We start from the raw sequence: 20,935 nt of genomic DNA on the forward strand, positions 1-20,935 counted from the left end.
CTACTTTCTTCTGCGGCTCTTGCTACCACGCTTGCTGTTCTTTCGGTCGTTCTTCCTATTTACAGCATACTCTGCAGCGGTCTGCTTAGCCTTTAATGGGCGACCATCATCAAGTGCGAAGTCGAGCTGTCTACGCTCTAAATCGGCCTTAGCCACCTGTATGCGGATAGGATCACCAAGCTGGTAGACGTGGTGACGACGACGACCAACAAGACAATAGTTCTTCTCATCGAAATCGTAATAGTCATCATCGAGGTCACGCATTGGTATCATACCCTCGCAATGGTTCTCATCTATCTCCGCATAAATACCGAAACTCTGAATACCAGATATGTGTGCATCATAGCATTCACCGATATGCTCGCTCATAAACTCAACCATCTTATACTTGATAGAGTCGCGTTCTGCATTCTGCGCAACGAGTTCCATGTCTGAACAATGCTCACAAAGCTCCTCGTAATGTTCCTTATTAGCCGAGCGACCACCGTTCTGGTAGCGTGTTATCAAGCGATGAACCATTGTGTCAGGATAACGACGAATAGGCGAGGTAAAGTGGGTGTAATAATCAAAAGCAAGTCCGAAGTGACCGATGTTATGCGTAGTATATTTCGCTTTCATCATCGAACGGAGTGCAATCGTCTGAATCACCTTCTCTTCACGTTTACCTTGTACCTCGTCCATCAGCTTGTTCAATGCCCGAGCAGTAGCTCCCTTCGTGCTTGCAGACTTGAGTTTATAACCGAACTTGGCTGTAAATTCACGTAAGTTCTCGAACTTCTGTGGGTCAGGATTGTCATGAACGCGATAAGGAAGGGTCTTTGCTTTCTTGCCTTTCTTCACGATTCCGACGCTTTCTGCTACTGTCTTATTAGCCAAGAGCATAAACTCTTCAATCAACTTGTTGGCATCCTTTGAGCGCTTAAAGTAACAACGGATTGGCTTACCCTTCTCATCAATGTCGAAGTGGAGCTCTTCTGAATCGAACTTCACGCTTCCTGCCTTCATACGACGACCACGAATCAACTTCGCAAGACGGTCGAGTGTAATGATTTGTTCGGCATTCTCGCCTTTATATCCTGCCTTTCCCGGGTCTGGAGCAGGCTCGCCTGTACCATCAACAACACCATTGTCTTCCAATATCTGCTGTGCCTCTTCATAGGCATAACGACGATTCGACTTGATAACGGTATGCACAATGCGGTAAGACTTTACGTTTGCTTCATCGTCAAGATTGAATATACAACTGAAAGCAAGCTTCTCTTCGTCTGGACGAAGCGAACAGATAAAGTTACAAAGGCGCTCTGGAAGCATCGGAATAGTGCGGTCTACAAGATAAACTGACGTTGCACGCTGTTGGGCTTCACGGTCGATAATATCTCCTTCCTTGACATAATGCGACACGTCAGCGATATGTACGCCCACTTCCCACTGTCCACTCTCTAACTTTCGGATAGAAAGTGCATCGTCAAAGTCCTTCGCGTCACGTGGATCAATCGTACAAGTCCATACGTCACGGAAGTCTTCACGCTCCGCATAGTCCTGCGCTGTAATCTCAGCACTTATCTTCTTGGCAGCGTCCTCGACACGTTTAGGATACTTATATGGCAATCCATACTGTGCAAGGATGGTATTCATCTCTACATCATTGTCACCAGCTTCACCCAAGACGTCTACCACTTCGCCCACAAGGTTCTTATGGTCGGCATCAGGCCACTTGGTAATCTTCACCAAAGCACGGTCGTCTGTCTTTCCGCCCTTTAGTTTCTTCTTAGGGATAAGGATATCATGAATAAAGAGATTCTCCTGAGTTACAAGAAAGGCAATGTCCTTCTCGACCCGCAACCTTCCAACGAAGGTGTCTTTCTTCCGTTGCAGTATCGCGATGACCATTGCCTCTTTTATATGATTCTGACGGCGTGCCATGAACTGAACTCTCACTTGGTCGCCATTCAAAGCCGCCATAGAATTACGCTCAGAGACAAAGACTGGTGTACCACCATCCTCTGGAAGGAATGTATTTTTACCATTCGCCTTACGGATAAAGGTACCTTCCTGCACCTGTCCCTTGGTATTCAACGTGTAAGCACTCTCTCCAACCTTTGACAAGAAGTCGTCCCACGCCAATTCCTCCATCACATCTATCGCCAACATTTTGGCTGGATGGGTGGTCAGCTTGAGTGCATGAAATATCTGTTTAAAGCTAAATGTCTCGTCGGGTTGTGTCTGAAAGAAACTCATGAGTTTCTCTGCAAGCTGCTTCTTAGTCAATCGCTTGCTGCTTTTCTTTTCTTTCCTCATAGTGGAATTAGTTGTTTTGAACTCAAGTAAAGGTTATCATAAGCAATCCTAAAAACCATCGAAGATTATTGTCCGAGGGCTTCGGACAAGTTGTCCGAAATAGCCGTAGTATCTGTCCGGTAGACCGAGACAAAACGGTTTGATACTTAGTTGCAATGCTGTTCACTACATACAAAACATCTAAAAACCGAAACTTGAGTTTTGTTATTTTCCACAAAGTAACGAAAAAGTTTGTATCTTTGCAAACGTTTGCAACGAAATTTTTAATGAAAAAGATACTTATAACAGGCGCATCGGGCTTCATTGGCTCCTTTATCGTGGAGGAAGCACTGCGCAGGGGTATGGAAACTTGGGCGGTAGTACGCCGTACTTCCTCACGAGAATACCTCCAGGATGAGCGGATTCATTTCATAGAATTAGACTTCTCATCTGTCGATAAACTAAAAGAACAGCTCTCTGGACATCAGTTTGACTATGTTGTTCATGCCGCTGGTGTGACGAAATGTCTGAATAAGGAGGATTTCTTCCGTGTCAATCGTGATGGTACCCGCAACTTTGTAGAGGCTCTTCAAGCGCTTAATCAACCTTTGGAGCGTTTTGTTTTCCTATCAAGTCTTAGTATCTTTGGCGCTATCAGAGAGCAACAACCTTATAAAGAGATAGAGCCAACAGATACTCCACAGCCTAACACAGCCTACGGTAAGAGTAAGTTGGAGGCTGAACAGTTGTTGCCTTCGTCCTTCCCTTATATTATCTTGCGCCCAACTGGCGTTTATGGACCACGTGAGAAGGATTACTTCCTAATGGCAAAAAGCATCAAGGGGCATAGCGACTTCGCTGTTGGCTATAAGCAGCAGGATATCACCTTCGTATATGTTAAGGACGTGGTACAGGCTACCTTCCTTGCACTTGAGCACGGAAAGATAGGCAGTGCCTATTTCCTAAGCGATGGAAAGGTCTACCAGAGTACTACCTTTAGCGACCTTATCCACGAGGAGTTAGGTCGTCCTTGGTGGATTCGCATCACAGCTCCAATATGGGTATTACGTGTTGTCACGTTCTTTGGCGACCTTATCGGACATGCGACAGGTAAGATTTCGGCTTTAAACAACGACAAATACCAGATTCTAAAGCAGCGTAACTGGCGTTGTAACATCCGTCCTGCGATTGAAGAGTTAGGCTATAAGCCTGAGTACGACCTCAAACGAGGCGTAAAAGAGACAATTGAATGGTATAAAAAAGAAGGCTGGCTGTAATTTAGCTAATTATTATTAGCCTTATTGGCCCAATTAGGCTAGTAAGGCTAATAGGCCTAATAAGCCCAATAACAACAAACAATGAAACAATTCATCATAGACTTATTTAAATTAGAAAAGAAGCCCGTAAAGGGACTTATGGCATACGAATGGGTGGTAATGGCTTACTTGGTGTTGACACTCATCGTCATCTTCTTTATGTACACCACTATTAACAACCCACAGGCAATGATATTCGGGCGTCTACGCATCGTTGCTTTGACAGCTGCTATGTGGGTGGTTTATCGCTTAGCTCCCTGTAGAGCGACTCGTTTCCTACGTGTTGGCGTACAGTTAGGACTGCTTGCATGGTGGTATCCTGACACCTTTGAAATCAATAGACACCTGCCCAACCTCGACCATCTCTTTGCGCAATGGGAGCAAGACCTCTTTGGTTGTCAGCCAGCATTGCTCTTTTCAAAGGCTTTGCCAGGTCCTATCTTCAGCGAGTTGTTCGACATGGGCTATGCTGCCTACTATCCAATGATAGCCGCAACGGCTGTTTATTACTTCGGCTGGTACTATAAGGAGTTTAATAGAGCTACCTTTATCATCCTCTCTTCCTTCTTTATTTATTACGTCATCTTCATCTTCGTGCCTGTAACAGGACCTACCTTCTATTATAAGGCGATTGGTTTACAGAACGTGACAGCGGGTATCTTCCCTAATGTTCACGACTATTTCAACCATCATCAGGACTGTTTACCAAGCCCAGGATATACTGATGGCATCTTCTATCACCTTGTTGAGAGTGCGAAGGAAGCTGGCGAACGTCCTACTGCAGCCTTCCCAAGCTCACACGTTGGCGTCAGTACTATCTGTATGTTACTCCTTTGGCACGATCGCAACTATAAACTTTTAGCTATCCTTGCACCTTTCTATCTTCTGCTTTGCTGTGCCACAGTTTATATTCAAGCGCATTACCTCATTGACGCCATCGCTGGTTTCATCACTGCAGTTATCCTCTTCGCCATCCTCCTACGCATATCACGTAAGATGATAACGGAGTAATGTGACACTTTGAATAAGAAATAAGACTATAATAAAGCCAATAAAAGGAGTCAAGTCAATAGTTTCTTCGTATAAGAAAAGTATGTAATACGATAAAAACTATTGACTTGACTCCTTTAATTTTATGCCTCCTCTGATTCTTAAAACATCATTTTCCGTTGAAACCACTTGGCAAACACAGGGTCAGTAATAGACAACTCCGTCCCACGTTTTTCTATCAAGTCACGCTCAAAGAGTGCTTTCTGTAATCGGTTGATATTCGAGTAACTACCCAATTGATATTTCTCTCGTATCTTTGCAAGTCCAAAGTCCTTCGTAACACCAGAGCATAAGGCACGCAGAAAGTTAAGTTGATACTCCGAGAGGGGTTCAACCATCTGCATAAAGAGTACCTCATTCGTTGCTAAAAGGTCGTCTGTTGCCTGCTTGATATCGGTTTCATCCACTGTCTCTCCTTCTTCCTTCTGTGTATAAACGAGCCAAGATAACTGCTGAACGTATGCTGAATAGTTGTCGGTGAAGCTGCATATTTCCTCCGCAAGGGTTGGACTGATAGTCCTATTACCATCTGCAAAATGGCTGACAATATACTCCACCCACTCAGCTGATGGTATCTTGTCGAGCACTATCAAGTCACCAAATTGATAGAAAGGCATACTGCGGTGTAGAAAAATGCTACTCATCAAGTGATGCTTACTACCGAAAAGACAGTAAGATACGTGCTTCTGATGTTGCCATACACTCCTTAATCGTGCCTGTACATGCTTACTATCAGTCATCTCACCTATCTGTTGGAACTCATCAATACAGACAACAATCTGCTTTTCTTTCTTTATGGCAATCTTTTCAGCCATCTCAAGCACTTCTTCTGGTGTATGTGTCGTCGGAGTTATACCCAAAGAAATAGCAAAATCACTGTTCGGTTCTGGACTGAATGATATCTTTGGCGTAAGTCTATACAAGAATTCCTTTGCCTCCTCGAGCCACATACTCTGCTTTGATGCCGTCTGCTTCAGTACTTCTGACGCCAAACGGTTGTAAAAGTCATACTCGCTCTTACATCCAAAGATGTCTAAATAAATCGTTATAATATCTTCTGACTTCAGCTTTTCACACACACGCATCACCAAGGAAGTCTTTCCCAGTCGACGAGGAGACATCAGAATGGTATTGATACCACCTCTGAAATTATTCATCAATCGCTTTGTTTCCACTTCTCTTCCTATGAAGTTATAATCGGAAACAGCTACTCCATAAACAAATTTCTTGCACATAACGATTACATTTTAGCTTGTCTTACAACTGCAAATATAGTAATAAAATAGCAATCACACAAGTTTGTGTCACACAAACTTGTGTGACACAAACTTGTGTTACATTTAAAACGTTTACTAATAAGTATTTACAAAACACAAGGAAAGGAAAAAGCGATATCAAAAACACATTGATATCGCTTCTTTTTTATGCTCCTTTTACGTAGAATAAACATATGGGGAACCAACATTCTACGGATGTTCATCGTACAGAAAGACCATAACTATAAATTCTTTTCATGAACAAAAAGAATTATTTTCAAGACAAGAAATATTTTTCTTCATGATAAGAAATATTTATTTTCATGAAAATAATTCGACGATAGAACTACATACCAGTGCCAGCACCCATTCCAACACCATTCATTTGTTGGTCATTCTTCTTCTCTTGGAAGTCATTTGAAATCTTACTCTCATGTGTTTGGAACTGCTTTTTAGTGTTTCCAAAGTTCCAAGTGATGGTTAATGCCACGTGTTGTGCTGGTATCGTGATATTCATGTGGTTCTCGAAATCAGCACCATGGCTGTATTGCTTGATGTGCATCTTGCCTGTCAACGGTACGAAATACATCAAACTAAGATTGAGTTTGTCCTTGATGAAACTCTTTGAAAGGGTTGACGTGAACATATTAAAGCCTCCGCTATATCCCTGCAATGAACGTTTCTTTGTCAGTCCACCCATAAATATACTCCAATTCAGCTTCCATGGGAAGGTTTGCTGTACTCCTAAGAAAGCGCTTGCTTGCCATCCAAAGTTGTGTTCGCCCAACTGCTCTGAACGAATATCTCCATAGTCAACTCCTCCATTGAGCATGATACGTGTCTTAGGTGTGACTGCATAGTTCATAAAGGTGCTGAAATTGGTCCATCGACTACGTACGATATTGCCATAAGTTGTGTTCAGCACTGTTCCGTTCATAAACGAATACTGCTCAATCTGGTTGTTGGCAAAAGCCTCACCAAGCGTCATATTCATCATAAACTTCGGTGTAAAGTAATTGAATACTAAGCTAACGTTGTGGCTCTTCTCAACTGATAGGTTCGGATTACCATAACTCAAGACTGTTGGATTAGAACGATCGATATATGGGTTGAGGTAACTAACACCCGGACGGCTGATGCGCATGTTATAATTCAAGCCTAAATTGACTCCGCCAGAGATATTATAACTGAGGCTGGCAGAGGGAACAAGACTTCCATAATTCTTCTTAAAGTCGGCACCAGAACCAACAATAAAGTTCACCTTCTCCCACGTATGCTCATAACGTAAGCCTGCCTTTGCACCCAACTTACCCATTGTCGCACTGTACTCAGCATACTCTGCTAAGATACTCTGTGTGTTCTTATAGTCCACACTGTTAGCTGCATTATAGACTTCTGTACCTCCTGTGATGTCATAGAACTTAGAGTCTGACGAGTTGCGATGAGAGATAAACTTCAAACCAGTACTCAATGTCTGTCCTTTTCCTAATGGAGTCGTAAAGTCAACCTGCACAGTATGCTCCGTTCCACGTGTCTTTGCTGTTGAATAAAGGTCGGATAAAGGAATCGTCACCCCTGCTGGAAGCACGTCATAAGTGCGTCGGTTATTACTCTCAGCAGGAGAAGTAGTGAAGAGATAACTCAATGTCAAACTACTTGTACGTGCCTTATTAAAGAAACGTTGATAGTCAACACTTCCGTTAAACGACGTACTCTTATTCTCCATCGTCATCTGATTACCATACGTAAAACCGGTTCCATAGCTTCCACCAGAGAAGGTTGTCGTAGGGTGACCATCGTTTTTCATCGTGTGACCAGTCAACCCGAAGGTAGCACCAATATTACTCATAGAGTCGAGTTCATAGCCTAAGCTAATATTACCCATCGTGAAATTAAAATTGGTATTACCCCTCTGCCAATAGTCCATACGTGATCCATCAGATGAAGTACGGCGCATCTCTGTTTCTGTTCCGCCTGCCTTACCTTTTGAAACCATCAGATTAGCACTGTAAGTGAGCTTTCCTTGTTGTCCACTCAAGAAGGTTGAACCACGGTATCCCTTGTTGCTTATGGTGGCAGCAATGCTACCATTGTATCCGTTCAACTTCGTTTTAGCCTTTCCGTCAGCATTATTCATAACGATATTCAGTACACCACCGACACCCTCTGCATCATATTTTGCACCGGGGTTTGTGACCACTTCGATTGATTTTACAGCCGAAGCAGGCATTGCTTTGAATATCTGTGAGGGATTAGAAGAGAACATTACGTTAGGTTTTCCGTCCACATAGACCTTGAAGGAACCTTGTCCATTGACGGTGATATTGTCCTGTCCGTCCACTGTTACCATCGGAACCTTACGCAACATATCAAGTACGGTGTTTGTCTTGACGTCGTTGTCACTCTGAACATCGTAGGTCATCTTGTCGGTTTCCATCTTTACAAGCGGCTTCTGAGCCACGACTTCAACCCCTTTCAGCTGCTTTGTATCATCTTGTACAAGGAGCTTTCCGAGGTCAATAATGCCTCCAGCCTCCGTAAGCTGTACCTTACGCAGAATCTCTTTACGACCCATTGAAGTGAAGGAAACAATATAGCTGCCCTGTCCTGTTACCTTTTGAGAGAACTTTCCGTCCTTTTCTGTCACCGACATAGCCACTGGTGTCTCACTTTTCTTACCTTTGTAGACTCTGATAGTGGCGTATGGTTCACCTTCGTGGGTCAAAGAATCGAGTAATACACCCGATATCGTTGAGGTCTGACCATGTGCGGTTATGGCAATAGCCATCATACCCAAAGTAACGATTAACCTATTAATTTTCATATTCTCTATGTTTTTACGGCTGCAAAGATGATATAGATGTAATACAAAGTTGTTTCCCATTACAACAAACAACATCAATAAAATCATTATCAATCACCTAACCAGTAGTGTTTTACTATCTAATCTATGTGCGCATTATACAATGCAAAACTAACGAAAATATTCTAATAAAACAAGTTTTGAAGGTAAAAAAGAGCAACTTAAAATAGGATTCTTTCCTACTCTTTCTATGCTATACAATAACTATACTAACAACGTATTACATCGTGTTTAACCCTCCGCACCCTCCGTGCTAATGTCCCGCACCACTCGTGCTAAGCCTCCGCACATTATGTGCGGGATATCAACACGGAGATAGAAAAGCATTATGAAGAATCATTATTGGTATGATAAGAGATATAATAAGCCATTAATGACCAACTACATAATGGTAGACATTTACCCAATAATTCAAAAGAAAAGATGATTACCAAGCCCCGATAATCTTGTTATCAAGGCTTGATAATCATCTTGGAAAGTATTTTCTTACTTCAAACAAACCAACTGAATGGCAAAACCACCACTCTTAGCCAAGTGCAAGTTGAGTACTGTTTCGTTGTTAACCACCTGCTGTTCGATCGTCATAGAGTAAGGATTCTTATCGTATTCGGCGTCAGGACCATCCTTATAGATGATAGCCTTGTAACTTGTACCGGGTGAAAGGAAGTCGAGTTTCAACTTGATATCACGTGTATTCTCGTCACTCATACCTCCAACAAACCAGTTCTCACTATCGCGATCCTTACGTGCAGTAACGATATACTTACCTATCTCCGCCATAGGAATCACAGTCTTTTGCCAGTTAGAAGGCATTGCCTCGATGAAAGCAAAGGCTGGTTGATCCTTGTAGTTTTCGATTTCGTCGGCTGCCATCTGCCATGGAGTATAAATAACAACATACTCAGCCAACTGCTTAGCAAGTGTTGTGTGCGGATGCGTATTAGGATAAACCCTACCTTCAAGGTTAAAGATACCTGGTGTAAAGTCTATCGGTCCAGCCAACTGACGAGTGAAAGGAAGTACACAAAGATGGTAAGGAGGGTTACCACCATTGCCATCCCAAGCATTCCACTCTTGTCCTCTTACACCCTCACTGGCGATAAGGTTTGGATAAGTACGCTGTAAACCGGTTGGCATAGCAGGCTCATGATTAACCACCATAATGTGGTGGCGGGCTGCAGCCTCTATCACCTTGCGATAGTGACGCACACCATATTGAGAGTGCTGGTGCTCCTTATCGTCCATTAGATTATTGACATAACCCGTCTTAACAGCCTTAATGCCCATCTTCTCATAGAGGGAGAATGCCGCTTCCAACTGGTTCTCATAGTTCTTTGCAGCACCACCTGTCTCGTTGTGAGCGATGAGTGAGACACCCTTTGACAGTGCATACTTCTGCAATCCATCAAAGTCATAATCAGGATAAGCCTTTGTGAAGTTGAATTTATCACCTTCCTTACCCCAGTCGTTTTCCCATCCATAGTTCCAACCTTCAACCAATACGCCCTTGAAACCATGCTGTGCAGCAAAGTCGATATAGCGTTTTGTATTCTCGGTTGTAGCACCATGCTTAGGACCTATAGCCCAAGTCGCTGTCTGCATGTGGTAAGACCACCATACACCAACATACTTTCCTGTTGTAATCCATGATGTATCCTTAATCTTACAAGGGTCGTTAAGGTTCAACATGACACGGTTTGTAATCAAACCACCCACCTTATTCTCCACTGACAACATACGCCAAGGACTGACGAAAGGAGCTTTTGCACGTACCAAGTCGCCATTTGACCATGGAACTAACTCAGCCTTCAATCTTACGTTACCATCTTTTGTCTCTACAGGCTTAACATTCAGCGAAGAATAGTCTGTCAGATTTGCCTCGTGAAGCATCATATAAAGGTCTGGTTTCGCCTCGATAGTAACAGGAGTGCATACCTTTCCCTTCTTACTCAAGTGGTCCTTTGTCCACAGTCCCTCATAGTAACCAGCATCATAAGGCAATGTCCATGCCTCTGGATCGCCCTTAAAGCAGAACTCTGTAGCCTCATCTGTAATGACAAAGTCCTTCAACTGCTTTTGCTCTGGGAATACATAACGGAAGCCCATACCATCGTCAAAGACACGGAAGACGATATTCAGCTGTCGCTGCAGTCCTTTCTTCTGTGCCAACTTCATAGTCAACTCGTTATAATGGTTGCGCACATCGACTTCTTCTCCCCATGGTTGGCGCCACATTTCGTCCTTTGTAGCTCTTACAAAAGCCACAACACGGAAGTCACTATCAAGACTTCCATCTTTCAGTTTCATTCCCAAAGCTGAAGGGAGAAGGATTACTTCCCCACCACGACGCAAAGAATAATAAGGTCGTCCAGCATTATCGACACCCACTGTCAGCGTCAGATTGCCCGAAGGTGAACTTACCGTAGCTTCCTGCTTTGCCATCATTGCCATTGGAAGAAGTGCAAAGCACAGCACTAAAAAGAGATTTTTAAAACGTTCTGTTTTCATTTATTGAGATTTTAATAATATTAATTCTTACCATTAACAGCATCAAGTAAGGCTTTCGCCTCACCTGTCTTCAATTGTACAAGGGCGTTATATGCCTCCTTTACCTTCGCATTATTAGGTTGTGCAACACGTGCTTGATACCAGCGATAGATAAGTTCTAAGTCGGCTTGCTGATAGCTTACACCTGTGAACTTCTGCAACATGAGGAGGTATTTATACCCATACTCCAAGGTTGGTTCGATAGTAGTTCCCTCGCCATAGTCGTTCCATGTGCTTATTTGCAGATACTTCAAACCTGCCTGTCGGGCTGCATCAAGCTGTCGCTGGAACAACGCTCCGTTCTCAGTACTGTAGGTTTGATAACCTGTACCGCCCTCACCTTCTTTGTAATAGTCCCAGAAACCAGGCATAGCACCGCCTACAAAGCACTTATAATCCTTAGCTATAGCATAGTTAGGATTAGGATTCACCCATGTATAAACACCTTGTGCATTGTCTGAATAAGTAGCATTATTGACACTACCCATCTTTCCTTCCAGTACAAGAAACATCGGTTTTGTAGTGAGGATAGAGAAACTACGATACCAGTCTTTGGGCGATTCCATCTGAATAGGACCGAAGTCTAATAACAATGGACGACCCTCAACCTTCACATAACTATCATCTTTAAAGAAGTTCTCAGCTAAATAACGTAAGTCCTGACGTACTGTTCCAACCTTACCTGTCACTCCTTCGAGTGTTCTGTCTTCATAAACGACACTCATCTTGAGCCCTGCACGTTTCAAAGCACGGAAGAGTGCTTCAGTATTCGACTTATGTAAGGCGATAGAATTATCACTATTAACGCCATACCAGTCGACCATTACACCGTCTAATCCAGCATATTTCATCAGCAAACACTGATAATCCAACACAGCCTCATCGCCACTTGCATAAGGACCCGTCTGTGGATAATAGTGTGAAGCTATCTGTCTTTTGCCGTTAGCATCGGTCTTGTTAGGGTCACAGTTCTTCATTGTCCAGTGGTAACCCCACTTTCCTTCGTTCTTAGGGTTGGATGTGGTCGTCTCAAACCAAGGCATATAATGTGCATACACCTGCATAGTGTTTGACTTCGTAACGGCAACAGGCACGACTTGCGTAGTCTGCTGACTGCCTTCAGGCTTCTTAGGTGCACCCTCATAGCTGTCTGCACAAGACGCAAAAAGCAATCCTGAGACAGCTGCAAATGTAAATACTGATTTCAACTTCATCTTGTTTAATGTTCTCTTAGCTGACTTTCCTATTCCCAAAGCAGTTGCAGAAAGATTCCTACTTCTTATATTGATACCGCTATCCTACTCTCTGCCGCTATGTAAAAGCTATCCTTTCGTAAGTACAAAGATAAACTTTAAATACTATAAAGAAGAACTTCAACCACATAAAAAGGCATCTTTCTCGAATTATTTTCATGAAGAAAAAGAATTCTTTTCATGATAATAAATATTTCTTTTCACGATGAAAAATATTTTTTTTCATGAAAGTAATTTGCCACAGACAGCTTTTCTATAGGAGAAAGTCATGTTATTAACTTGATATTACATGGGTTGTTGCATCATAAAAGGGGCTGTTTTCTTAGAAGTTAGTAGGTCCTTTCATTCTGTTTAAAACCTATCGAATAAAGCCTTTAAAACCCAATGGCAACTGCATGGACCTAAAATCCTTGCCGTACCATTGGGCATCTTTATAACACTAAACCCATCAAAAATTAACTTTCGTAACCAGGATTCTGCTTTAAGTTAGGGTTCTTGCTCAACTCCTCTTGTGGAATTGGATAGATACCTGTATGCTTGTCGGCAGGATCGGCTGGCTTCTCCCACCACGCTTTGAAGTAAGTTCCAAAGCGGATGTTGGTTGTACGGCGCAGATTCTCAAATACAAACTCGTGCTTCCACTCTGTGTCAAGATCGTCGAGGGTGAGCGTTGTGAGGTCGTCAAGGCCTGCACGCTTACGAATCTGATTGATATAAGTGAGTGCTGTTGAGGTGTAACCCAAACGGAAGTTACACTCTGCTTGCATCATCAAAATCTCTGCATAGCGCATTAGTACCCAGTCGTTGTCGCGCTCCCAAGAGTCATTAGCACTCCATTCGTACTTATTCAGACGTGCACCAGCATTCTTAGCAGCATCGGTGAAGTTGTCTATTTCCTCCGTATAGTTCAATGGTGAGCCATCATCCATCAGTACTTCAGAACCATCCTTAGCACTGTATTGCTGACCGATGAGCAGACTTTGGCGACGTACATCCTTCGCATCGAATGATGAGTAGAGTCCAGGCTGTGCGCAGATACCATTACCACACCACTGATAAACGCCGGCTGGGTCGAAAGCCAACTTCTGGTTATAGTGGTAGGTCATACTTGCAAGATAGTTACCTACAGTTCCCTGCTTGTGATCGTAAGGTATTGCAAAGATGATTTCAGGAGATTTCTCGTTCTGAATAGCGAAACTTGCCTTATAATTTGCAGTCAGCGAATAGCCTTGAACCTTATTACAAGCATCAAGACAGTCCTGCCAACGAGCCGTACCAGTAAACACCTCGGCATTAAGATAGAGTCGTGCCAAGAGCGTATTGGCTACGTTCTGGGTAAAACGACCGTAGGTAATGCCAGTAGGCAAGAGTGGGATAATCTCCTTGAGTTCCTTCTCAATGAAGGCAAAGACATCCTTACGCGGAGTATTCGTTGGGAGTTCCTTCTGCGTGAAGTCGGTCACAACAGGTACGTTTCCAAAGCAGTCGAGCAGGTTGTAATAGTAGTAAGCACGCAAGCCACGCAACTCTGCTTCCACTTTCTGCTTATCCTCTGTCGTCAGTCCACTCTGTTCTACCTGATAGATAATGGCATTCACCTTAGAAACACCAGTGAAGTTATATCGCCAAACAGAGAGGATACCAGAGTTCTTAGCATCCCAGTTGTGGCGTTGGAACTGCTGATAGCGACCGCCATCATACCAGTCTGTACCACGGGTTGGTATACATGCTTCATCACTTGAGCACTCCTGTGTGAAGAATACATACTCACAAGTAGGATAACAGATGATACCTGCGCCCTCAGGAGTACCAGAACCATAGCCTCGGAGGGTAGCGTAAGCACCTCCAACGATGGTTGCTACCTCAGAAGAAGTCTTGCCATAGTCATCCTGCGACACCTTATCGTAGAGTTGTTCGTTAAGGTCAGTACAGGAAGCCATTGCCAAGAGCAGTCCTACTCCTAACCAAGCCTTCCGTCCAGGAAGGACATTTGATATGCTAATATTCAATCGTTTCATAATAATTATGTTCTTATAATGTTGAATGTTATGGTAAGATTAGAAGCCGATGTTCACACCCAATGAGAAAGTGCGTGGTCGTGGATAACTGTTGAAGAAGTCAATACCAGGTGAGTTCAGTACGTTGTCTGGTACACTTACTTCTGGATCGATACCCTTATAGCCTGTAATACAGAAGAGGTTTTCGCCTGTCACATAGAAACGTAGACGACTAAGACCCATCTTCTTCACTACATTCATCGGAACAGAATAGCCCAAAGTGATAGACTGTAGACGGAAGAAATCACCATTCTCTATGAAGTAATCAGAGAAAGTTGGATTATCAGTAATACCGCTCTTCATGAAGTCGTCGAGGGTGTTCTGTGATGGGAAGCGTGTTGGATCATACATCACCATGCGGCTAACATTCAGTACCTTCTGTCCGAACATACCATAAGCAGCTACGCTCGCATCGAAGTCATGCCATGTTGCATTGAGTGAAAGACCAAGGTTCCACTTAGGCATTGCGGAGCCTAAATAGCCTTCCTTCACCTTTCCATTCTCGTCTTTTTCAAGCATATACTTGCCGTCGTCTGATATTCCTGTACAATGAGGACCCCAGAAGGCACCTGCAGGAAAGCCCTCTTTGATGACCTGTGCGTAGGTGTTTGACATACCACGAACACTGTGCAGAGGACCTGCTTGAAGTCCAACTGCCTGATATTGGTCGTTAGAAAGCTTCGTAATCTCCTGATGGTTGTAGGCAAGAGAGAGGTTAGCATCAAGTGTCCAATCCTTCGTGCGGACTGCTTTATAACCCAAAGTAAGCTCAAATCCCTTGTTTACTAAGTCACCAACATTCGCCAACATCGTACCCACAAGGTATGGAGGTTGTGGCACTGGATAAGTCCAAAGGAGGTCGGAAGTCTTCTTATAGTAAAGTTCTAACGTACCATTCAATCTATTGTATAGAGAGAAATCAACACCAAGGTTCCACTGTGCTGTTGACTCCCATTTGAGGTCTGGGTTAGGGTTTTGAATCTGTGTGTAGGAGTTCTTCCATGTTCCCGTAGTCCCATCGTAGTAGGCAGAACCTGCTGCAGAGAGGATAGAGAGCGACTTATATTCGCCAATACCATTCTGATTACCAGTCACACCGAAGCCTGCACGAAGCTTTAAGTTGTCGAGCCACTCACGTGTTGAAGCCATGAAAGGCTCTTCAGAGATACGCCAAGCCAAAGAAAGAGAAGGGAATACGCCCCACTTATGGTGCTGACCAAAGCGAGAAGAACCATCATTACGCAGCGTAGCAGTAAGCATATAGCGGTCCATCAGGCTGTAGTTCACACGACCAAAGAACGAAATAAGCTTTGATTCACCCTTATAAGAACCCACATCTCCCTGTCTGTGGTCTGTTCCTGCACCTAAGTTGTTATATCCGAAAGCATCAGAATCGAAGCCAGAGCGTGTTGAACTGAAGCCTTCATAGGTGTTATCGAGGTAAGAATAACCACCCATAAGATTCAAATGGTGGATGTCTGCGAACTTTTTATCGTATGTTAAGTAAAGTTCTAACTGCTTATTTGTATAGTCATCATAGATTCTTTGACCCCATCCATGCTCACTCTGTCCCTCCATTCGAGCATAAGTAGGCTTGTATAAGCCCGACTTAACAGAGTTGAATTCATAGGATGTATTGACCGTAGCAACCAATCCTTCGAGGAGAGAAAGCTCTGCCTTCAAGTAGCCTAAGAAGCGATGACGTTTGCGATCTTCAGTTCTGTTGTTGTTTAACTCAACTGGATTCTCTGTGTTTGTACCATTGAATTGAGCATAGCTGCCGTCTTGATTATAGACAGGGAAGGTTGGTTGAAGGTTAGTCATGCGTTCAAAGATACGGTTATCGACTGGATGCCAACTGTCAAAGTTGGTGTTGATGCCCTCATCCAAACGTAAACGACCATTCATTCCAGTCTGATAAGCAGAGAGAGAACCAGCAAGTCGGTTCATAGTATTGTTCTTAATGACACCTTCATTGTTGTTATAAGTGAAGCTGGCACGATATCCATGCTTCTTCTTTGACGATGAGAAGTTGATATTATGCCCATGAGAGACAGCCGTACGCATAAGTTCTTTCTGCCAGTCGGTGCTTGCTCCGAAGTCTAAAGCACTCATATTGCCTGTTGAACGAACATAACTACGCCACTGATTTGCCGATAGTAAGTCGAGTGTTTTGGCTGCAGAAGCTAAGGCAACATAGCCATTATACTGAATAGTATTCACCTCAGTGTCTGAGCCTTGACGATTGGTAGTAATGATGATAACACCATTTGCACCACGAGAACCATAGATAGCCGCAGCAGAGGCGTCCTTAAGAATATCCATGCTAACAATCTCTGAAGGTTGAACAGAGTTGATATCAACACCTGGAATACCATCTACAACAACCAACGGACCATTACTTGCCGACAAAGACGTACCACCACGAAGACGGATAGAAGCACCTGACTCAACAGCTCCAGAGCTTTGTACGATAGAAAGACCAGCCACCTTACCTTGCAACAACTGCTCAGTAGAGGTGATCACACCCTGTTTCATATCCTTAGAATTGACTGAGGCAATGGCACCCGTAAGGTCGCTCTTGCGCATCTTACCGTATCCAACGCCCACGATAGTCACCTCATCAAGTGTCTTGGCATCCTCTTCCATCACGACTTTTAAGTCTTTTCCTGCCTGCACCTTACGACTTGTATAGCCTACATAGGTGATTTCGAGCATATCACCTTGCCGACACTGGATAGTGAAATTACCATCAATATCAGTGATAGCACCCACCTTACCACCTACAACACTCACCGAAGCACCAATAAGTGGCTCATGACCGCTATCAGATACCGTACCAGTAGCAGTGAAGTCCTGTGCTGATACCTGACTACAGAACATCATCAACACAAAGAGGATGAGTCCCGATAGTTTATTTTTTATTGTTAGTTTCATAGAATTTAATGCTTTTATGGATTGAATAAGACGAGGAATCATTCTCTCCTCTTCCGTTATTAATCAGCCACAACGAGCGGTATTGTTGATGTGACAACCGTCTTATCGTGCTGATCCTTTACTGTTACCTTCAGCTCAGAAGCTTCCACACCCTGCAACTCCTTGTTCAAGTCGAGTGTTGCCTCACGCTTATCGCGCACGCCAGGCATAGTACCAGTAATCGTCTTTGTACCTGCCACGATAGTATATTTCAAGTCACCAGCCGTACGCTCATTGTATTCACGCGTCAACGTAAGGATGTCCTTACTGCTTAGGCGTGTTGGGAAATAAGAGAAAACAGGGTCTGGATAAGGAGTAGCCGTACCTGCCTTTTGCTTTTGGTCACCACTATTCACACCCCACTGGTTAGCTCCTGCAGCATCCTTTATGACCTTGATGATAAGATAAGTCATATTTTCAAGCTGAAAAGCTGCCTTTTCATCGGGATCAGCAAGGATGGTTGGCTTGTCTGCCTGCCCTGCATCTTGTGGGTTATAAGCATAGTATTCACTTGGAACACCTACATTCCAAACGTACAAACCATTAGAAAGTTTCTTCAAACCTGTCTTTGTTAACACTGCAGGACGCCATACATCCAAGGTCTGTTGTACGGTCCAATCGTTCAAACCTGAGTGTGCAGCAAACTCTACGAAGTCGGCATCTTTTGCCAATTCTGTCAATGTCTTCTCACCTAATTTATATACATCAGGATTGAAAACTACTGTCAACGGCTCGTCTAAAGTGAACTTATCGGTGAAACCCTTATCTTTCTTGCCACTGAAGAAACGGATTCCATCACCTGATTTCTTAAACTCCTTGAATTCAGAACGGCTGTCAGGAGCTGCGAAAACACCGGACCACATACTACCATCCTTCGTCTTCAGACGTTGCCAAAAGCCTGGCCACGCATCATCTTCAAACTTTGAAACATCGCTGCTAAAGTACTGTGTCGGTACCATTGTCTTCTTATAGATGTTGTTACCAACGTATTCCAACTTCGCAAAGTCAGATGAATTGCCACCATGACCAGCATCTGGCTCAGTTGGCTGCCATGCCCAGAGATAGAGGTCAACACCCTCCTGAAAACCGACATCGGTCAAATCATAATAGAAAGTAACCTCTTCATCAGCCGTGAAGACAGCAGGAACTGTCCAGCACTTTGGTGCCTTCGGTAGTTCTACACCATCAGCAAACAATGCCAAGGGGAACAAGCACATCAATGCAAATAATATCTTCTTCATATTGATTCTGTTATTTTAGGGGAGTTAGGAAGTAATAAAGTAAGATGGTAACTTATAGAAAAGTCCTACAAAAAAAAGACTTTGAAGCTTTGATAAGCCCAAGAGAATAAGTACTGAAACTTCCACGCTCCGAAATTACTTAACCGCCTGTGTCAAATTGTAAGTGTAAGAAACAAAAGGCTGGCCGTTTGTCTTGCGTGTCAAACGATATTCCAATGTCTTCGTATTACCTGGTACAGCCGTTACAGTGAGTGCTGTCTCAGCCTTTCCGTCATTGAGAAGGAGTCGACTTGGCGTGTTATCACTCTTTGTGAAATTGTAATCCATCTTCCATGTGCCACTTGTAGGCAACAAGAGTGGTGCACTACCTTCTACCGTGAAGGTTGATGGATTACCAGCCTCATCTTGGTTTAGATTGATGACAAACGTGTCAAAATCGAGTAGGTCTGTCAATGTCTTTGTACGAGCATTCGCTTCATCAGTCTGCACAACAGAATTAACAACCCACTTACCGCCAATCTTTTCACTTAGCGTTATCGGTGCTGTAAAACTTCCGTCATCAACTGTAGAACATCCCGTGAACGCCATTGCCGTAGAAAAGAGTAGTCCAATAGCGAACAAATTACCTCTGATTGTTCTCATAGTGAATCTTGTTTTTAGTTATTGAAAATTTATTTTTGTTGATTATTTCTTTATTGGCAAAGTTAGTTATCATTATTCATAAAGTAAAGAAAACTGATGATTGTATAAACATAAATCGGCTATAAAATTCATAAACTACTGATAATCAATACCCATTTATCATCCTAAAGTATAAATAATATAACTTGAATATTACGCTTTTAGTCCTTTTAAAGCATCAAAACGACAAATTTTCAGCTAAAAGGGATGCAATTATTAACATTTAAGGTTCTTCCGATATATGGAGTGATAATCTAAAACTTTTATATTATAAGGCACACGGAGAGACGGAGGGGACGGAGTTTTAAGTCATACATAGAGGTGCCGATGGCACAAAGAGCGACGGAGATATAGCGTACTAATTCCTAATAACTTTTGGGATAAACGCTTTGTGAATAAAATCTCTAATAACACTCGTAAACAATCTCCGTAGCTCCACGCACCGACGGTGCCTCCGTGACTACCATTACTTTGTTTTAATAATCCTCCGTACCCTCCTTTTCTCCGTGTGACATTTCGTCAGAAACCTAAGCTTAGCCGAATCATTATCACCCCAAATTACTAAAGACCTAAATTTAACCCCAATCGGTCATTAGACCACAATATGAATAATTCTTATTACTATGGTATTGTTTCCTAACATCTTTTATTTTCTTATCGGCATCTTGTCCGTCTTTGTAACTTGACGTAGCCCGCTACGTCTGCGTTCCAAAGCCAAACAATCTGCTCGATAATAAAACAAAATATGTTTAGCCTCTAATAACCGATTTGGGGTTAAAAATCTACAAACAAGAATTTGAAAAATCATTACATTATTTCGAAGAAAACTGCTATAAATAAGGATAAAACCACGCTTAAAAAGCAAGTCTGCAACCAACAGTAAATCAATTAGTTATAAATTAGCAAAACAAAAGGTGCTTAATTGGACTTCAAAAGGGCGTTAGTAAGCCTCTTAAAGGGCACCTTTTGCAAGTCAATTAGGCGTCTTTTAGAGGCCAAAAGAGCATGTATTGGTTTTGAAGTGTACGAAAATAGTTTACAAACTTCAAGTAATAAGGGAATAAGCTGTTTGTAGAAGGCGGATAAAATAGTATCAATTTGCAATTATCGCTTAGTTTATTCCCTTTTAGTAAGACCATCCAATTTAGGATAAACATAGTATGCAAGTGGATTAGTTTTTATTCTATTTCCAATCTATGTAACTAACAGAAGAACCATAAAAAGCCTATTCTGTAAAGCATGAAACTATAATTTGCTGAATAGAGAATAAAAAGATAGAGCCTGTCTCACGACAAGCTCTATCTTCTTTAATTAACTTATAAAATGCGTCTAATTAAATCTATATTACTTAAATTACCCAAATAACAAATATATATACCAAATATCATTCTGAAGTTTGCACTTCGTTATACTAAACC

At 42.7% G+C, this 20,935-nt stretch carries 11 protein-coding genes; 2 read left to right on the forward strand and 9 right to left on the reverse strand.

The window, feature by feature from the left end; genetic code table 11:
• A complete protein-coding gene (gene rnr / locus HMPREF0659_RS07070; RefSeq protein ID WP_013264278.1) occupies window positions 1–2,298 on the reverse strand; it encodes a ribonuclease R in 2,298 nt (765 codons plus the stop codon).
• 266 nt (window positions 2,299–2,564) lie between these two features.
• Between rnr and HMPREF0659_RS07075 the strand changes: the two genes are divergently transcribed.
• Both HMPREF0659_RS07075 and HMPREF0659_RS07080 read left to right on the forward strand, forming a co-directional pair.
• The gene (locus HMPREF0659_RS07075) at window positions 2,565–3,554 is read left to right on the forward strand and encodes an NAD-dependent epimerase/dehydratase family protein (RefSeq protein WP_013264561.1); all 990 of its coding nucleotides are present in this window, start codon (window positions 2,565–2,567) and stop codon (window positions 3,552–3,554) included.
• A gap of 81 nt (window positions 3,555–3,635) precedes the next feature.
• Window positions 3,636–4,604, forward strand: a complete 969-nt coding sequence (locus HMPREF0659_RS07080; RefSeq protein ID WP_013264314.1) for a phosphatase PAP2 family protein — start codon at window positions 3,636–3,638, stop codon at window positions 4,602–4,604.
• Window positions 4,605–4,744: 140 nt separating this feature from the next.
• Here HMPREF0659_RS07080 and HMPREF0659_RS07085 read toward each other — a convergent pair whose 3' ends face one another.
• The 8 genes from HMPREF0659_RS07085 to HMPREF0659_RS07120 all read right to left on the reverse strand — a co-directional run bounded on the left by HMPREF0659_RS07085 (window position 4,745) and on the right by HMPREF0659_RS07120 (window position 19,478).
• Window positions 4,745–5,878, reverse strand: coding sequence for an AAA family ATPase (locus tag HMPREF0659_RS07085; RefSeq protein ID WP_013264960.1), 1,134 nt, complete (start codon window positions 5,876–5,878; stop codon window positions 4,745–4,747).
• 367 nt (window positions 5,879–6,245) lie between these two features.
• On the reverse strand, window positions 6,246–8,723 hold the full coding sequence (locus tag HMPREF0659_RS07090) for a TonB-dependent receptor domain-containing protein (RefSeq protein ID WP_013264248.1): 2,478 nt from the start codon (window positions 8,721–8,723) through the stop codon (window positions 6,246–6,248).
• 525 nt (window positions 8,724–9,248) lie between these two features.
• Entirely contained in the window at window positions 9,249–11,270 is a 2,022-nt protein-coding gene (locus HMPREF0659_RS07095; RefSeq protein ID WP_013264838.1) for a glycoside hydrolase family 97 protein, read from the reverse strand.
• A 20-nt stretch (window positions 11,271–11,290) separates the two neighbouring features.
• Window positions 11,291–12,523 (reverse strand): glycoside hydrolase family 71/99-like protein, encoded by a 1,233-nt coding sequence (locus HMPREF0659_RS07100; RefSeq protein ID WP_013264030.1) that lies wholly within the window; start codon window positions 12,521–12,523, stop codon window positions 11,291–11,293.
• 494 nt (window positions 12,524–13,017) lie between these two features.
• A complete protein-coding gene (locus HMPREF0659_RS07105; protein ID WP_013264536.1) occupies window positions 13,018–14,580 on the reverse strand; it encodes a RagB/SusD family nutrient uptake outer membrane protein in 1,563 nt (520 codons plus the stop codon).
• Window positions 14,581–14,619: 39 nt separating this feature from the next.
• Entirely contained in the window at window positions 14,620–17,556 is a 2,937-nt protein-coding gene (locus tag HMPREF0659_RS07110) for a SusC/RagA family TonB-linked outer membrane protein (protein ID WP_013264104.1), read from the reverse strand.
• Window positions 17,557–17,615: 59 nt separating this feature from the next.
• The gene (locus tag HMPREF0659_RS07115; protein WP_013264662.1) at window positions 17,616–18,836 is read right to left on the reverse strand and encodes a hypothetical protein; all 1,221 of its coding nucleotides are present in this window, start codon (window positions 18,834–18,836) and stop codon (window positions 17,616–17,618) included.
• A gap of 135 nt (window positions 18,837–18,971) precedes the next feature.
• The gene (locus HMPREF0659_RS07120) at window positions 18,972–19,478 is read right to left on the reverse strand and encodes a DUF5004 domain-containing protein (protein WP_004358977.1); all 507 of its coding nucleotides are present in this window, start codon (window positions 19,476–19,478) and stop codon (window positions 18,972–18,974) included.
• Window positions 19,479–20,935: the final 1,457 nt, after the last annotated feature.

Source organism: Prevotella melaninogenica ATCC 25845, assembly GCF_000144405.1.
In the GTDB taxonomy this organism is placed as follows: Bacteria; Bacteroidota; Bacteroidia; order Bacteroidales; family Bacteroidaceae; genus Prevotella; species Prevotella melaninogenica.

Excerpts from the sequence above, each read along its gene's own strand:
- HMPREF0659_RS07085 (WP_013264960.1), bottom strand. The coding sequence starts at position 5,878 with ATGTGCAAGAAATTTGTTTATGGAGTAGCTGTTTCCGATTATAACTTC.
- rnr (WP_013264278.1), bottom strand. The coding sequence starts at position 2,298 with ATGAGGAAAGAAAAGAAAAGCAGCAAGCGATTGACTAAGAAGCAGCTT.
- HMPREF0659_RS07075 (WP_013264561.1), top strand. The coding sequence starts at position 2,565 with ATGAAAAAGATACTTATAACAGGCGCATCGGGCTTCATTGGCTCCTTT.
- HMPREF0659_RS07105 (WP_013264536.1), bottom strand. The coding sequence starts at position 14,580 with ATGAAACGATTGAATATTAGCATATCAAATGTCCTTCCTGGACGGAAG.
- HMPREF0659_RS07110 (WP_013264104.1), bottom strand. The coding sequence starts at position 17,556 with ATGAAACTAACAATAAAAAATAAACTATCGGGACTCATCCTCTTTGTG.
- HMPREF0659_RS07120 (WP_004358977.1), bottom strand. The coding sequence starts at position 19,478 with ATGAGAACAATCAGAGGTAATTTGTTCGCTATTGGACTACTCTTTTCT.
- HMPREF0659_RS07090 (WP_013264248.1), bottom strand. The coding sequence starts at position 8,723 with ATGAAAATTAATAGGTTAATCGTTACTTTGGGTATGATGGCTATTGCC.
- HMPREF0659_RS07080 (WP_013264314.1), top strand. The coding sequence starts at position 3,636 with ATGAAACAATTCATCATAGACTTATTTAAATTAGAAAAGAAGCCCGTA.
- HMPREF0659_RS07095 (WP_013264838.1), bottom strand. The coding sequence starts at position 11,270 with ATGAAAACAGAACGTTTTAAAAATCTCTTTTTAGTGCTGTGCTTTGCA.
- HMPREF0659_RS07115 (WP_013264662.1), bottom strand. The coding sequence starts at position 18,836 with ATGAAGAAGATATTATTTGCATTGATGTGCTTGTTCCCCTTGGCATTG.
- HMPREF0659_RS07100 (WP_013264030.1), bottom strand. The coding sequence starts at position 12,523 with ATGAAGTTGAAATCAGTATTTACATTTGCAGCTGTCTCAGGATTGCTT.